The following is a 14,680-nucleotide window of genomic DNA, read 5'->3' as shown; positions in this document are numbered from 1 at the left end:
TAAAATTGAAAAGAATGCTATTATGTGATTTTAGTGATGAGTATGTTTTAAATTTGCTTTTTAATCAGCTTAAAATTTTCAAACTAACAGAGAATGAAGAGGATATAATTAGATTTTCATTAGAGAATGTGAAGAAAAGATTAGAACATTGTTTTATCAATACTTCTAATAAGTACTACAGTAAAAATAATCAAGCTTACTTTAACCCATTTCATTCTGGCCAATGGTGTATCTTTCTATACTTTTTAAGTAACTCGATTTTTCAAAAGAATAATGAAAATAGATTAGTATGCGATAAAGTATATTATTTAAATAGAATGTTAAATTCATGTGATCTTTTCTATGAAGTAAATCTTCCAGATATTTTCCATTTAGATCACCCTCTTGGATCAGTAATTGGTAGAGGAACTTTTGGTGACAATTTTTTATTTACTCAGGGCTGTACAGTTGGAAATAATAAAGGAATATTTCCAACATTTGGTAAAAATGTAAAAATGTTATCAAATACAAAGGTATTGGGTAATTCGAAAATTGGTAACAATGTAATAATTTCAGCTAATACTTATATTAAAGATACTAATATTCCTGATAATTGTATGGTGTTTGGCTCAAGTCCTAATTTGGTTATAAAACCAATAGTTTCCCATGAAAATTAAACATCTTGTTAAAATTAATATTCTGTTTCTATAAAATTTAAAATGGACAAATATCTTATAAAGTATTTAAGAGATAATTCCGGTAATGAATTATCCTCAAAATATATTGATTTCTTTAAATCAGAATTAGATTGGCATATTTATAATTCTGAAAGACACATTGCAGAGAATTATCATAGAAACAGAAAAATATATTTTAAAGAAAAACTTATAAGATTTCTACAATATTCTACTGCTATTTTAAAAAATTCAGAAAAAAATCAAATAAAAAAAATAAATATATTATCAACAGTTAGTTTTTCAGATAGAAACGTCTTGTCTAACTTAGAGTTCACTTCATTTTCTCCAATTTGGCATCCTATAGGTAAAAAGAATATTTATGGCGATCTAACAACTTACAATTGGCATAGTAAAATTCAAAAACTTATAAAGAAAGATGATTTTTTTAATTACCTTGATCTTGGTTTGCATCTTGAATTAGAGAATTTTCAGAATCATTTTCTTGATCAATATAGTACCAAAGATTTTAGAGCATTATTATTATATACGGATCAATATTTTTACAGTAAATACTTTATTGATGTTTTTAAAAAGTTAGAAAAACCTTCGTTTGTTTTTACACATGGTCTACCAGGGATTTATACAAAAGATGTTGATAATAGATCTGATTATTTGATGGTGTGGAGTGAAAAAATTAAGAACAATTACATAGCTGCTGGATTTGAATCATCTAAAATTAAAGTTGTAGGTAACCCAAAATTTACAACTTTAGAAAAACAAAAAGAACTTAAGTCTAGTCTTTCCGATATTTTAGTTGTTCCTCTTTCTTCTGCATTATGGCATCAGCATGAATATGATAAAACTGTAATCAGTGATAAAAGTATGGTTGTATTATATTTATACAAAGTGCAATCGGTTTTAAAGAAAATGGGAGTAAAAAGAGTTAGATACAGAGTACACCCTTCTCTTAACAAAAAGTGGGTTCATGCATTTTTGGATCAAGAGTTTTATATTATTGATGAAGAAGATTTAAACACATCGCTTTCAAGATCATCATTAGTTATCGGAGCATCGTCGACTGTTGTTTTAGATTCTTTAATTCAAGGAGTCAATTATTTAGTTTTTGACCCAGTTGACAATAATAATTGTAATATGTCGGGTTTTGAATTAGTTCCTCCTTTTGATGGCACAGAAAAAAAACTTATGATCGCTCGTGAAGAAGATGACCTGGAAAATATGCTTAGAAATAACGTAAAAACCGACTATAGTTTACTTCACGATTACATTCAAGATTTTGATCCTGCCATATTAAAAGAGTTGATTAAATAACATTATGGCTGAAAGTAAAAAATTAATTAGAAATACTACCATATATGCTCTTGGTGATATTATACCAAGATTATTAAGTTTTATCGCATTTCCAGTATTAACTCATTATCTGACTCCTACAGATTATGGAATCTTAAATTATGTAAATGCACTTTCAACTTTTTTAATGGTTGTGTCTTTTCTTTGCACAAATACGTACTATTTAGTGCATTTTTATAGATGTGAAGATGAAGCTGCACAAAAGAAACTGTTAGGAAATCTTTCTACTTTTATTATAGCATATAATCTGATCATCGTTGCGCTGCTATTTTTATTTGGAGGTTACTTTTTTAAATTACTAGATAGTAAAATCTCTTTTTATCCCTATATAATATTAGGGGTTTTAACGAACTTTTTTAATATTTTTTCAATTCTTCCTTCTGCATTATATAGATTGTTAGAAAAACCTCTTTTTTTAACAATGGTAAACATTTCCAGGGGTGTTATTACATTAGCTCTAACTTTAGTATTAGTAGTATATTTTAATTATTCTGCATTAGGAGTTTTATATTCTTTATTAGTGTTAAGTATAATTTACGCTGTTGTTTTCCTAATAATTACTCAAAAACACATTATTTGGAATTTTAACTGGAAGCAGATCAAAGAGATATTAATATTTTCTTTACCATTGGTACCCGGATCATTGGCTTACTATATAACTACCATTTCAGATAGAATATTGATTGATAAATATTTAAATTTAAATGACTTAGGTATATATGGTACAGCATCTACATTGGCTTTAATTCTTAATATATTCTCTTATGGCGCTTATAAAGCATTTGAACCTTTTATTTTTAAAAGCTGGGGAAGCGAAAACTTTTCGCGTGTATTTGAAAGAATAAGAAATAATTTTGTTTACGTATTATTATTTGGTAGCTTGGGGTTATCTCTTTTTTCAAAAGAATTTTTTCAAATATTTTCTGGAGTAAAATTTCATGGAGCTTACTTTTATGTTCCAATGATTATTATAGGAGTTTATTGTTCGTCGGTAAAAATGCTATATGGTACTGTTGTTACGGCAAAAGGAAAAACAAAAATAAATTCGGGGATTAGCATTTTTGGTGCTGTAATAAGTGTTGTTTTAAATATTAGTTTATTACCAGTATTTGGTTTAGTTGCTGCCGCCTTAGTTTCGAGTTTGGTATTAGCTATTGAATGCTTAATTTTAATATGGTATGCTAAATTAGATATACAAAGAAATACACCAGTTGTAAGCTTTTTAGTGGTTTGTCTAATGACCTTTTTATTTGTATACATGATAAATTTGGACAATATAATTCTATCCATTATTTTAAAAATAATTGTATTGATTGTAACCCTCTTAATCTTATCTAAAATCTTGTCAGTAAATCCTTTTGAAATACTAAAAGGATTTATTAAAAAATAATTATTTTATGAAAAAAAATGCACGTGTTATTGCATTGTATTTGCCGCAATACCATCCGATCCCGGAAAACGATAAATGGTGGGGAAAAGGATTTACAGAATGGACAAATGTTGGTAAAGCAAAAGCTCTGTTTAAAGGGCATTATCAACCGAGAGTACCTGCAGATTTAGGATATTATGATTTGAGAGTAGCAGAATCAAGAAAGGCTCAAGCCGATATGGCAAGAGAGTATGGAGTGGAAGGATTTTGTTATTGGCACTATTGGTTTGGAAACGGAAAAAGATTAATAGAAAGACCTTTTAATGAAGTGGTAAAATTTGGCGAACCAGATTTTCCTTTCTGTTTAGCATGGGCAAATGACACATGGAAAGGTTTTGCACATGGTCTTTCGAATAGAAATATCTTAATTGAACAATTTTACCCTGGAGTAGAAGATTATAAGGCTCATTTTTATGAAGTGTTAGACGCCCTTAAAGATAAAAGATATATTACTGTTGAGGGCAAGCCTCTTTTTATGATTTATAAACCATTGGATAGTGAAGAAATAAAAATATTTATACAAACTTGGAGACAGCTTGCAATTGAAAATGGGCTAAAAGGAATCTACTTTGTAGGGCATATAAATAATTCCAATGCTGATGTAAATTCAATTATGGAAACTGGCGTAGATGCAGTTAATACTGTACGAATAAATAATTATTTAATTAATCATCGTACCTTTTTTCAAAAAGTGATAAAAAGACTAAACAAATTTTTTAGAGGAGTTCCTAATGCTTTTTCGTATAAAGTAATGAGTAAATATTTTATCGAACCTCATATTGATTCTCTGGATCATGTTTATCCGAGTGTCATTCCAGGATGGGATCATACTGCACGAAGTGGCAGAGAAGGTTTAGTGATTACAAATTCTACCCCTGAGTATTTTAGAACGCATTTAAAAGATGCAATTAAAACTGTAGAAAACAAAGATGATGAGCATAAAATTATTTTTATAAAATCATGGAATGAATGGGCTGAAGGAAATTACATGGAACCTGATTTGAAGTATGGTTTAAAATATTTAGAAGTTTTAAAAGAAGAATTAGACAATAAAAAATGAAAGTAGCATTATTAGGAAGCAAAGATTTTGATAGTTTAGAGTTTCACTTAAATGATTCTTTGAAATTTTTAAAAAATGAAGTTTTTCACATAGATATTAAGGATATAGTTAATGTTCCATTTAGAGTTAATTATTGGGGGTTTAAATTATTGAAAAACTATAATGAATCCATTTTTAAAAAAATTGCATATAAAATTATTGAGCAAGCACCAGAGCTGATTATTTGTACTTATAGATTTATACACCCTGTTTGTATTGATATCTTAAAAAAAAACCTTCCAAATGTTCCAGTTGTTCACATTAATCCAGATGCGATAACAAATTTTGAGCAGCAACAAATTTTTGCTTCAAAATATGACGCGTATTTTACAAAAGATAGCTTTATCGTCGATTTTATGAAAAATAAAATGGGTTTAAATACATTTTATTTACCAGAATCATTTAATCCCCGCGTGCATGTAATGCCTTCGGGAGATAGAAAAGAAATAGAAAATGGAACAAACATAGATGTAGTAACTTTCGGTACTATGTATCCTTACCGAGCAAAAATGGTAAGTCATCTGGTGCAGAGTGGAATTAATATGACTTTATTTGGAACGCCAGATAAAAAATTTCCTAGACCTGAAATTGTTTCAAATTTCAGGAATGAATATATAACTGGTAGTCGTAAATCAGAAATATTATTTGGCTCTAAAATTGTTTTTAATAATTTTCATTATGCCGAAATAAATTCTGTAAATGCAAAATTTTTTGAAATTGCTGGTATTGGCGCTTTCCAAATTTGTGATTATAAACCGGCTATTTCGGAGTATTCTGTAATTCCTGTCGAAAAATTTACCTATAAAAATATTAATGAAGCGGTAGAATTAATTCACTATTATTTAGAAAACCAAAAAGAGAGACATCAACTCGCTTTAGATCAACATACACATTTTCTTAAGGAGCATACCTATGAAAATAGAATAAGCACTATTTTAAATTGTTTATAATTGAAATACAAATAATTAATAATTAGTGGTAGTATATTTAATAACTTTTCTTTTTTTTATTGTCTTCTCATTTATAGAAGTTCGAACAAATGTTGCAATAAATGTAAAAAGGAAAATGTATTTCTTTTTATTTATTTGGGTTGTATTTCTAATTGGGACACGTTGGGAAACAGGAACTGACTGGGCTGATTATTTTAGGCATTTTTTAGAATCGACCTCGTACCAGATAGTACTATTCAATGTTTTAGTGGGTTATGAGATAGGTTATGGCCTTTTTGCCTTTACAGTTAGGTCTTTTACTGATAATTATAGTATTTTTTTAGTAATTCATGCACTCGTATATTATCATTTTATATTCAAGGCTAATAAAGTTTTAAGCCCTCTACCTTTTGTTTCTTTATTAATCCTCTTTGCATCGACAATGGGGATTGTTGGATCTAACAAGCAGCTTATTGCAATAGCAATTTGTCTTTATTCCTTAAAATTTTTGTTAGAGAAGAAGATGATTAAGTTCTTTTTATGTGTACTTATTGCTTTTTTCTTTCATACTTCGGCACTTTTATTTTTAGTATATTTTTTCTTAAATAAAGACTTTAAAAAATACTATGTTGTTTTAGCATTAGTTCTGGCTATTATAATTGGAAAATCTAGCTTGCCAAATATGTTATTTGATACTTTGAGTGGTTACCTGGGAGGCGCAGTAGCAGATAAGGCAGAAATGTACAGTGAAAATAAAATGTCCGAAACAACTTTAAGTCTTGTTGGACTTCTTCGACGTCTTCTGTTTTTTTTCATATTTTTTATAAATTACGATAAAATTGTAAAAAAATTTCCAACTTACAGAGTATTATTTAATGGATTTACCTTTGGTCTTATTATCTATTTTATGTTTTCAAATTCATTTGTAATACTTGTTGGACGAGGCAGTTTTTACTTTAATACGATGGAATGTTTCCTAATGGCGAGCCAGTTATTACTGTTTCCTTCTAAAAAAGAAAGAGCTTATTTGTTAGTTTTGTTTTTCTGTTATGCTTATTTTATATTTCACCAATCTATTTCGGAATATCCACAATTATTTTTCCCTTATAAAGGATTATTTATTAATGAATCGTTTACTAGAAATTTTACGAATTAAATATCTTCCAACTATTTATGTTTTCAGATAAGAATCTTATAATATTCTCTTATGATTTTCCACCTTCAAATGGTGGAATTGCAAGACTATGCCAAGAAATAGCTGTTGGAATGAAAAGTTATTATAATACTGTAACTGTTTTGACAAGAAAAAAAGATGGCGAAAATTTCCCTTACAACTTAAAAGATGTTTATATAATTGAACTTCCCAAAAACCGTCTTTTTTGTGAAATTAAAGCCGTTAAATATTTAAGTAAATTAAAAAATAAGAATAATTATGATATTCTTTGTGGAACCTGGCATCCTGAGGGTTTATTGGCTATAATGGCGGGCTTTAAAAATGTATTTGTACTAGGTCATGGTACAGAATTTTTAAGCGGAAGTTCAAATTTTAGAAAAAGAATTTGGATAAAATATTATGCTAATTTTGTTTTGAGAAAATCAAGATTAATTATAGCTAATAGCGAATATACTAAGGGACTAATAACAAAGGTATCTAAGGATTCAAACGTTGTAACATTACCTTTAGCTGTTAATCATGAATTTTTTAAGCCTGATAAGAACAAACTATCGAACTCTGAAAAATTAAAAATTTGTACTGTTTCTAGAATAGAACAATTTAAAGGACACGATTTTATTGCTAATGTTTTATTGAAAATAAATCAGAAATACCCGGATAAGATAGAATGGAATATTGGAGGAACTGGAGAATATCTTAAAGAGTTGATTAATCTAGTAAATGATTTAGGAATTCAGAAAATTGTCAAATTTCATGGATTTGTGAAGGACGCTGATTTGCCTTGTTTTTATAATCAAAATGATTTGTTCATATTGTGTACAAGAGAGAATCCTTCAAGCGTAAATGTAGAAGGGTTTGGATTAGTTTTTTTGGAAGCGCAGTCCTGTGGAATACCAGTAATTGGCACGAAAACTGGAGGCATATCGGATGCCGTTAAGGAGGGTAGTGGCGGATGGTTAATAGAGCAGGATAATGAAAAAGAATTATACGCTTTATTTGATAATCTTCTTAATGGGGAACAATCAATAATTAGTTCAGAGGGATTGAAAGCAAGATTAAGAGTGGAGAAAGACTGTACTTGGGAAATATATTGTAACAATTTATTTCAATTAATGAGGAAGTAAAATGTGCTTTCCAATAAATTAAATTAATTATTAAATGATTTCAGTAGTAATACCCGCCTACAATTCTGGAAAATTAACTATTAACGCAATAAAATCAGTTTTAAGGCAAACTTATGAAAATTGGGAAATTGTTATAATAGATGATGGTTCTACTGATGATACTTTTTATTTAATTCAATCTTTTTTGAAATCTTTAAATCATTCAAATAACGAACGAATAAATCTTTATAACCAAATTAATCAAGGTCCTTCTTCAGCACGAAATAACGGGGTTAAATTTGCAAAAGGTGATTATATTGCATTTTTGGACTCTGATGATGAATGGAAGCAAAATAAATTAGCACTTCAGTTAAGTTATTTTGAAAAAGATCCTGAAATATATTTATGTGGTGCTGGGTTTGAAAAGAGGAAGTTTAAAGAAGAAATAGAATTCGAAACTATTTCTTTTAATAAATTAATGTTCAAAAACTATTTTTCTACGCCAACTGTGCTAGTGAAAACTGAAGTGTTTTCAAAATATAATTTCAATATTAAACAAAAATATTCAGAAGATTATAGATTATGGCTTACTATAGCATATGATCATAAATGCATTTATGTTAATTCTATTTTAGCTAATAATCAATTAAAAAAAAGAGAATTTGGTGATTCAGGATTATCTTCTCATCTATGGAAAATGCAAAAAGGGGAAATGTCAAACTTTATTTTCCTTTTTAAATCTCGAAGAATTAATGTTTTTGAATTAATTTTTTATTGTAATTATTCTTTTTTAAAATTTATCATACGTATTTGTAGATCGTTATAAATAAAGCACTAATTAAATTGAGGCAGTTTCTTAATAATTATTTTAAAGTATGAAAAGACTACCCAAACTTGTTTCCACTAATAAAAACATGAAACCTAATAAAAACAAAATAAATAATGAAATACTGCATGTAGTAACTGTTTCATTTGTAATAAATCATTTTTTTGGAAATCAGTTTAATTATTTGAGAAGTAAAAATGGTAAAAATTATCATTTAGCGTGCTCAAGTTCAAAAGAATTACATGAATTATCGAATACTCTTAAATTTATTCCTTTCGAAGTAGAAATTACAAGATCAATTAATCCGTTAAAAGATTTAAAAGCGATTATCAGTATTTACAAGTATATAAAAAAAAACAACATAAGTACAGTAATTGGTCACACTCCTAAAGGAGGTTTGGTAGCAATGACAGCGGCATTTTTAGCAAGAACAGAAGAAAGAATTTATTTTCGTCATGGAATTATTTATGAAACCAGTACTGGTTTTAAAAGATTTTTAATGAAAAACATTGACCGACTAACAGGATTTTTTGCTAAAAAAGTAGTTTGTGTTAGTAATTCAGTTAAACAGATTAGCGAAAGAGACAGACTAAATAAAGCTTCAAAAAATATTGTTTTAGGTATGGGGACATGCAACGGTATAAATACCTCTACCAAATTTAATCCGGATTACAAAAACAAAAATCAATTAGACGAATTAAGATCGAAATATAATATTCGAAAAGACAATGTTGTTGGTTATATTGGTAGGTTAGTAAAAGATAAAGGAATTGATGAATTAATTCTTGCTTGGGAAATAGTGAATTCAAAATTTCCAGACTCACAACTTTTATTAGTAGGCCCGATAGAAGAGAGAGATTCAATTTCGAGTTATTCAAAAAAAGTAATAGCGGAAAATCCATCAATTATATTCATAGATTTTGTAATAGATGCATCTCCTTTTTTTTCATTAATGAATATTTTTGTTTTGCCAACTTATCGGGAAGGTTTTCCGACAGTAGCTCTAGAAGCTTCTTCTATGGAACTGCCAGTTTTGATAACAAAAGCAACAGGGTGTACAGAAGCGATAATTGATAACAAAACAGGAATTTATATAACTTATGACGTAAATGATATAGCGAAAAAAATTATATATTACATGGAAAATGAAGAAATAGCTTTAGAACATGGAAGACAAGGTAGAATTTTTGTAAATGGTAATTTTGAAGAAACAAAGGTCTGGGATTTGATTTCTGCCGAGTTGAAAATTTAAAATTGATGATTAAAGTAATAATAACAGGTGCTTCTGGTTTTGTCGGTCAAAATCTTTTAGGCTATTTAAATGTAAATTCATTCGTTGCAAATTCGGTTTCACTTAGAGAATCAAATTGGAAAAGTAATTTTTTTGGAGATGCTGTAATACATTTGGCGGGAAAAGCACATGATACAAAAAATACAAGTGATTCATCAGAGTATTTTAAAATCAATACAAATTTAACCAAGGAGTTATTTGATGCTTTTTTAGAAAGCAAAATTAATGACTTTTTTTATTTCAGCAGCGTTAAAGCTGTTGCAGATGATGTAAAAGATGTATTATATGAAGATGTAATTCCAAATCCTAAAACGCCTTACGGACAATCAAAACTAAAAGCTGAGGAATATATTTTATCAAAGGAGATTCCAGTAGGGAAAAGGGTTTTTATTATCAGACCTTGTATGATACATGGACCAGGAAATAAAGGTAACTTGAATCTTCTTTATAATGTAGTTAAAAAAAGAATTCCATATCCTTTAGGAGCTTTTTATAATGAAAGGTCTTTTTTAGGAATCGATAATCTTAATTACATAATTAAGGAAATTCTTCACAATAAAAACATTAATTCTGGTATATATAATTTTTCAGATGATAGTGTGTTGTCAACAAATGAATTAGTTGAGATAATAGCAGAAGTTTTAAATAAAAAAAACTTAAATATCGCGATTCCAAAGCTCTTAATAAACGGAATTGCAAAACTTGGGGATTTAGTTAAATTTCCACTAAATTCTGAAACAATTCAAAAAATGACTGAAAATTATAGAGTTTCAAATCAGAAAATAAAAATGGCTATAGGAGTGGAAAAGTTACCAAATTCAACACGCGAAGGTTTAGAAAAAACAATAAAAAGCTTTATTAAATAATGCAATACACAATTTTAGGACTAATTTTAATGATATTGATGCTTCTTTACTTTAAAGTAGCAGATCGATATAATATTATAGACAAACCAAATCTGCGTAGTTCACATACTGAAATAACTTTACGTGGAGGCGGAATTATTTTTTGGTTTTCGGCGTTACTTTATTTCATACAAAATAGCCAAAGCAATTATCTTTTCTTTACTGGAATAACCTTGGTAAGTCTTGTGAGTTTTTGGGATGATATTCAAAATTTATCAAATAAAATCCGAATTTCAATTCACTTTCTGGCTATAACTTTAATTTTTTTTGATTTAGGAGTTTTTACATTGATGCCGATTTGGGGAGTTGTGATCAGTTATGTTTTGGCTATCGGCCTAATAAATGCTTATAATTTTATGGACGGAATTAATGGCATAACCGGACTTTATACTTTAGCTGTTCTGGGAGCGTTATTATGCGTTAATACTAAACTCCAATTATTTATTGATGGAGATTTGATAAAATACGGAATGATTGCAAGTGTTGTTTTCTTATTTTTTAACTATAGAAAAAGAGCAAAATGTTTTGCAGGTGATGTAGGTAGTATTGCAATCGCATTTTGGATAATTTACTTAGTTCTCAAATTAATTTTGGTCACAAACTCTTTAATTTGGCTTCTGTTTTTAGCTGTTTATGGTGTCGATGCAGTTTGTACTATTGTTCATAGATTGTATTTAAGACAAAATATATTCGAAGCGCATCGTCTGCACTTATATCAGATTTTAAGTAATGAATGCCAATTACAACATAGGTTAGTATCATTGTATTATGCTTTAGTTCAAATTGCCATTTCGGCTTTAGTTATTTTTCTATATCAAAAAACGGAGGATGCGTTGTTGTTTTTAATTGTCGTAATTCCTCTTCTTTTGATATATACATTGAAATTTTATTTACTAAACAAGAAAAAGTTAAAACTGAATATATGATTGCGAGTATAATTGAGGGAGGTAATTTCGTAGATCATCGTGGTAGTATTTCCTATGTAAATGATTTTAGTTTTAAGGAGATTGAAAGATTTTATATTATCAGCAATTCCGAAGAAAATCCAATTCGCGCCTGGCAAGGGCATAAGTTAGATGCAAAAAATTTTTACTGTGTAAGTGGTTCTTTCAAAATTCATTTTGTAAAAATTGATGATTGGGAAAGCCCCTCTAAAATGTTGGATATACAAACTATTGTTGTTTCAGAATTAGAAAGTAAGATAGTCCACATTCCTGCAGGCTATGCAAATGCAATACAATCTCTTGAAAGTAATTCAAAATTAATATCATTTTCTACTTTACCTTTAACTGATGTCAAAGAAGATGATGCAAGGTTTCCTTCTGATTATTGGCTTATAAATGAATAACTCCAGAATTTATCTTTCCTTAACCCAGCAAAGTGGTTTTGAAAAAGAATTTGTTTCAAAAGCGTTAGAAACTAATTGGTTAACTTCAGGAGGGCCAAATGTTGCCGAGTTTGAGTTAAGACTTAAAGATTATCTTGAAGACGACTTTTTTATTACGGCTTTAAATTCTGGTACATCAGCAATACATTTGGCACTAATTTTACTAGGGGTTCAAGCTGGAGATGAGGTCATTTGCCAAACAATGACATTTTCGGCATCTGTAAATCCTGTTTTATACCAAGGCGCGGTACCAATTTTTGTTGATAGCGAAGCCGAAACATGGAATATATGTCCCGATTATCTCGAAGCAGCTATCAAAGATCGAATTAAAAAAGGCAAAAAGCCAAAGGCCATAATAGCTGTACATTTGTATGGCACACCTTATAAAATAAATGAAATTCATGCTATTGCAAATCGATATCAAATACCTATTATCGAAGACAGTGCAGAAGCTTTAGGAAGTTCGTATAAAGGAAAAAAGTGTGGAACTTTTGGAGATTTCGGGATTCTTTCATTTAACGGAAATAAAATTATCACGACGTCTGGTGGCGGTGCTCTTATTTCAAATTCAAATGAAATACAACAAAAAGCAGTCTTTTATGCTACACAATCAAAAGATGAAGCAGTCCATTATCAGCATAGTGAAATAGGTTATAATTATCGAATGAGTAATATCTGCGCAGGAGTTGGCCTAGGACAAATTATGATTTTAGAGGATAATGTCGAAGCAAGAAGAAATAATCATCTTTTTTATAGGGAACTTTTTTTAGAAAATAAAAATGTTGAACTTTTTGAAGTCTTAAATGAAGATTATTTTTCAAATTATTGGCTGAATACAATTTTGGTTATACAAGAAGGAAATAAAAATAAAGAGAATTTAAGATTGGCTCTTGAAGCAGAAAATATCGAAAGCCGCCCTCTTTGGAAGCCAATGCATCTGCAACCAATTTTTGAAAAACACCCATATTATGGTGCTGCTTTAGCGGCAGAATTATTTGAAAAAGGATTGTGCCTGCCATCAGGATCAAATTTAACAAATGAAGATAAAAATAGAATAAAAGAAGTTATTAATACTTTTTTTGCATCGTAAATAAAAAAACTTGCATAATTTAATATGAAAATTGAAGAAACGTATATAAAGGATTTAATTATTGTTGAACCAACAATTTTTAGTGATGAGAGAGGTTATTTTTTTGAATCTTACAGTAAAACTAAATTTGAAGATTTAGGAATTAATATTGAATTTGTACAAGACAACCAATCCTTTTCTAAGTATGGATCTTTAAGAGGATTACATTATCAAAATCCTCCATTTGCGCAAACAAAATTGGTAAGAGTTTTAGAAGGAGAAATTATTGATGTTGCTGTAGATTTAAGAAAGGATTCTTCAACTTATGGAAGATCGTTTAGCGTTTTATTATCAGCTGAAAATAAAAAACAATTATTAGTTCCGCAGGGATTTGCTCATGGTTTTTCAGTAGTTAGTGAAACAGCATCTGTAATGTATAAATGCGATCAATTTTATAATAAAGCTTCTGAAGGTGGAATTAAATTTGACGATCCATCTTTAAATATTGATTGGGGAATGAATTTGAAAGATGCAATTGTTTCCGAAAAAGATCAAATACTTCCTTTTATTGAAAATTGTAATAGTTTATTTTAATGAAAAAAATTCTTGTAACGGGAGCAAACGGACAATTAGGTTCTGAATTAGCTGTTTTATCATTAAATTATCCTCAATATGAATGGATTTTCGCTGATAGAACTCAAATTACTTTAGATAGTTTACATTTTCTTGAAATTCAACTCAATCAAATTCAACCTGATGTAATTTTTAATTGTGGAGCATATACCGCAGTTGATAAAGCAGAAATTGAAAAGGAATTGGCTTTTAAAATAAATCACCTAGCAGTTGAATTAATTGCAAAATATACCCAAGAGAATAATGCAAAACTAATCCATATTTCTACAGATTATGTTTTTGATGGAACTTCTTCAATAGCTTTAAATGAAGATGAGGAAACTAATCCTGTCAATGTGTATGGAGCAAGTAAAAGAGCAGGTGAGATAGCTTGTTTGAAGGAAAATCCAAATTCAATTATTATAAGAACTTCATGGGTGTATAGCAAATTTGGAAATAATTTTGTAAAAACCATGCAACGATTAATGCAGGAACGAGAAGCTATTAATGTGGTAAATGATCAAATAGGTTCTCCAACGTATGCTGCGGATCTTGCTCAGGCAATGATTGATATTTTAGAATTTCCAGAATGGATATCCGGAATTTATAATTATTCAAATGAGGGTGAAATAAGTTGGTATGAATTTGCGTTGAGCATAAAAGAATTTGGTGGATACAATTGCAATGTTGGAGGTATATCATCAGCATCCTATCCAACTCCTGCAAAACGTCCTGAATTTTCATTATTAGATAAGAAAAAAATTAAAACCCTTTATAATCTGGATATTCCAAATTATAAAGAAAGTTTAAAAAAAATGTTTATATAAAATAA

Annotated in this window: 15 protein-coding genes; all 15 read left to right on the top strand. The window is 28.9% G+C overall.

Annotation, left to right across the window (positions count from 1 at the left end; genetic code table 11):
- Positions 1-14: 14 nt before the first annotated feature.
- The 15 genes from B0M43_RS01760 to rfbD all read left to right on the top strand — a co-directional run bounded on the left by B0M43_RS01760 (position 15) and on the right by rfbD (position 14,675).
- The gene (locus B0M43_RS01760; protein WP_078005976.1) at positions 15-656 is read left to right on the top strand and encodes a transferase; all 642 of its coding nucleotides are present in this window, start codon (positions 15-17) and stop codon (positions 654-656) included.
- A 42-nt stretch (positions 657-698) separates the two neighbouring features.
- Entirely contained in the window at positions 699-1,985 is a 1,287-nt protein-coding gene (locus tag B0M43_RS01755; protein ID WP_078005975.1) for a hypothetical protein, read from the top strand.
- Between the two features lie 4 nt (positions 1,986-1,989).
- Complete coding sequence (locus tag B0M43_RS01750; RefSeq protein WP_078005974.1) at positions 1,990-3,414, top strand: oligosaccharide flippase family protein; 1,425 nt, start codon at positions 1,990-1,992, stop codon at positions 3,412-3,414.
- Between the two features lie 7 nt (positions 3,415-3,421).
- Positions 3,422-4,513 (top strand): glycoside hydrolase family 99-like domain-containing protein, encoded by a 1,092-nt coding sequence (locus tag B0M43_RS01745; protein WP_078005973.1) that lies wholly within the window; start codon positions 3,422-3,424, stop codon positions 4,511-4,513.
- Complete coding sequence (locus B0M43_RS01740) at positions 4,510-5,502, top strand: glycosyltransferase (protein WP_078005972.1); 993 nt, start codon at positions 4,510-4,512, stop codon at positions 5,500-5,502. The genes B0M43_RS01745 and B0M43_RS01740 overlap by 4 nt, the downstream gene beginning before the upstream one ends.
- A gap of 115 nt (positions 5,503-5,617) precedes the next feature.
- Positions 5,618-6,637 (top strand): EpsG family protein, encoded by a 1,020-nt coding sequence (locus tag B0M43_RS01735; RefSeq protein WP_078005971.1) that lies wholly within the window; start codon positions 5,618-5,620, stop codon positions 6,635-6,637.
- Between the two features lie 17 nt (positions 6,638-6,654).
- Positions 6,655-7,779 carry a glycosyltransferase family 4 protein gene (locus tag B0M43_RS01730; RefSeq protein ID WP_078005970.1) on the top strand — a complete coding sequence of 375 codons (1,125 nt, stop codon included), beginning with the start codon at positions 6,655-6,657 and terminating at the stop codon, positions 7,777-7,779.
- A 34-nt stretch (positions 7,780-7,813) separates the two neighbouring features.
- Positions 7,814-8,584, top strand: coding sequence for a glycosyltransferase family A protein (locus tag B0M43_RS01725; protein WP_078005969.1), 771 nt, complete (start codon positions 7,814-7,816; stop codon positions 8,582-8,584).
- An 88-nt stretch (positions 8,585-8,672) separates the two neighbouring features.
- Entirely contained in the window at positions 8,673-9,836 is a 1,164-nt protein-coding gene (locus tag B0M43_RS01720; protein WP_168199919.1) for a glycosyltransferase family 4 protein, read from the top strand.
- A gap of 5 nt (positions 9,837-9,841) precedes the next feature.
- Positions 9,842-10,741 (top strand): NAD-dependent epimerase/dehydratase family protein, encoded by a 900-nt coding sequence (locus B0M43_RS01715; RefSeq protein ID WP_078005967.1) that lies wholly within the window; start codon positions 9,842-9,844, stop codon positions 10,739-10,741.
- The gene (locus tag B0M43_RS01710; RefSeq protein ID WP_078005966.1) at positions 10,741-11,706 is read left to right on the top strand and encodes a glycosyltransferase family 4 protein; all 966 of its coding nucleotides are present in this window, start codon (positions 10,741-10,743) and stop codon (positions 11,704-11,706) included. Before B0M43_RS01715 ends, B0M43_RS01710 begins: the two co-directional genes overlap by 1 nt.
- Positions 11,703-12,128 (top strand): WxcM-like domain-containing protein, encoded by a 426-nt coding sequence (locus B0M43_RS01705; RefSeq protein ID WP_078005965.1) that lies wholly within the window; start codon positions 11,703-11,705, stop codon positions 12,126-12,128. Before B0M43_RS01710 ends, B0M43_RS01705 begins: the two co-directional genes overlap by 4 nt.
- On the top strand, positions 12,121-13,257 hold the full coding sequence (locus B0M43_RS01700) for a DegT/DnrJ/EryC1/StrS aminotransferase family protein (protein WP_078005964.1): 1,137 nt from the start codon (positions 12,121-12,123) through the stop codon (positions 13,255-13,257). The genes B0M43_RS01705 and B0M43_RS01700 overlap by 8 nt, the downstream gene beginning before the upstream one ends.
- A 24-nt stretch (positions 13,258-13,281) precedes the next feature.
- On the top strand, positions 13,282-13,830 hold the full coding sequence (gene rfbC, locus B0M43_RS01695) for a dTDP-4-dehydrorhamnose 3,5-epimerase (RefSeq protein WP_078005963.1): 549 nt from the start codon (positions 13,282-13,284) through the stop codon (positions 13,828-13,830).
- Complete coding sequence (gene rfbD / locus B0M43_RS01690) at positions 13,830-14,675, top strand: dTDP-4-dehydrorhamnose reductase (protein WP_078005962.1); 846 nt, start codon at positions 13,830-13,832, stop codon at positions 14,673-14,675. Before rfbC ends, rfbD begins: the two co-directional genes overlap by 1 nt.
- Positions 14,676-14,680 lie beyond the last annotated feature (5 nt).

The organism is Flavobacterium sp. KBS0721, from assembly GCF_002007065.3.
Lineage (GTDB): Bacteria > Bacteroidota > Bacteroidia > Flavobacteriales > Flavobacteriaceae > Flavobacterium > Flavobacterium piscis.
This window is presented reverse-complemented; position numbering and strand designations above follow the sequence as displayed.

Coding starts and splice junctions, on each gene's coding strand:
- B0M43_RS01760 (WP_078005976.1), top strand. CDS start 15: ATGCTATTATGTGATTTTAGTGATGAGTATGTTTTAAATTTGCTTTTT.
- B0M43_RS01755 (WP_078005975.1), top strand. CDS start 699: ATGGACAAATATCTTATAAAGTATTTAAGAGATAATTCCGGTAATGAA.
- B0M43_RS01750 (WP_078005974.1), top strand. CDS start 1,990: ATGGCTGAAAGTAAAAAATTAATTAGAAATACTACCATATATGCTCTT.
- B0M43_RS01745 (WP_078005973.1), top strand. CDS start 3,422: ATGAAAAAAAATGCACGTGTTATTGCATTGTATTTGCCGCAATACCAT.
- B0M43_RS01740 (WP_078005972.1), top strand. CDS start 4,510: ATGAAAGTAGCATTATTAGGAAGCAAAGATTTTGATAGTTTAGAGTTT.
- B0M43_RS01735 (WP_078005971.1), top strand. CDS start 5,618: ATGTATTTCTTTTTATTTATTTGGGTTGTATTTCTAATTGGGACACGT.
- B0M43_RS01730 (WP_078005970.1), top strand. CDS start 6,655: ATGTTTTCAGATAAGAATCTTATAATATTCTCTTATGATTTTCCACCT.
- B0M43_RS01725 (WP_078005969.1), top strand. CDS start 7,814: ATGATTTCAGTAGTAATACCCGCCTACAATTCTGGAAAATTAACTATT.
- B0M43_RS01720 (WP_168199919.1), top strand. CDS start 8,673: ATGAAACCTAATAAAAACAAAATAAATAATGAAATACTGCATGTAGTA.
- B0M43_RS01715 (WP_078005967.1), top strand. CDS start 9,842: ATGATTAAAGTAATAATAACAGGTGCTTCTGGTTTTGTCGGTCAAAAT.
- B0M43_RS01710 (WP_078005966.1), top strand. CDS start 10,741: ATGCAATACACAATTTTAGGACTAATTTTAATGATATTGATGCTTCTT.
- B0M43_RS01705 (WP_078005965.1), top strand. CDS start 11,703: ATGATTGCGAGTATAATTGAGGGAGGTAATTTCGTAGATCATCGTGGT.
- B0M43_RS01700 (WP_078005964.1), top strand. CDS start 12,121: ATGAATAACTCCAGAATTTATCTTTCCTTAACCCAGCAAAGTGGTTTT.
- rfbC (WP_078005963.1), top strand. CDS start 13,282: ATGAAAATTGAAGAAACGTATATAAAGGATTTAATTATTGTTGAACCA.
- rfbD (WP_078005962.1), top strand. CDS start 13,830: ATGAAAAAAATTCTTGTAACGGGAGCAAACGGACAATTAGGTTCTGAA.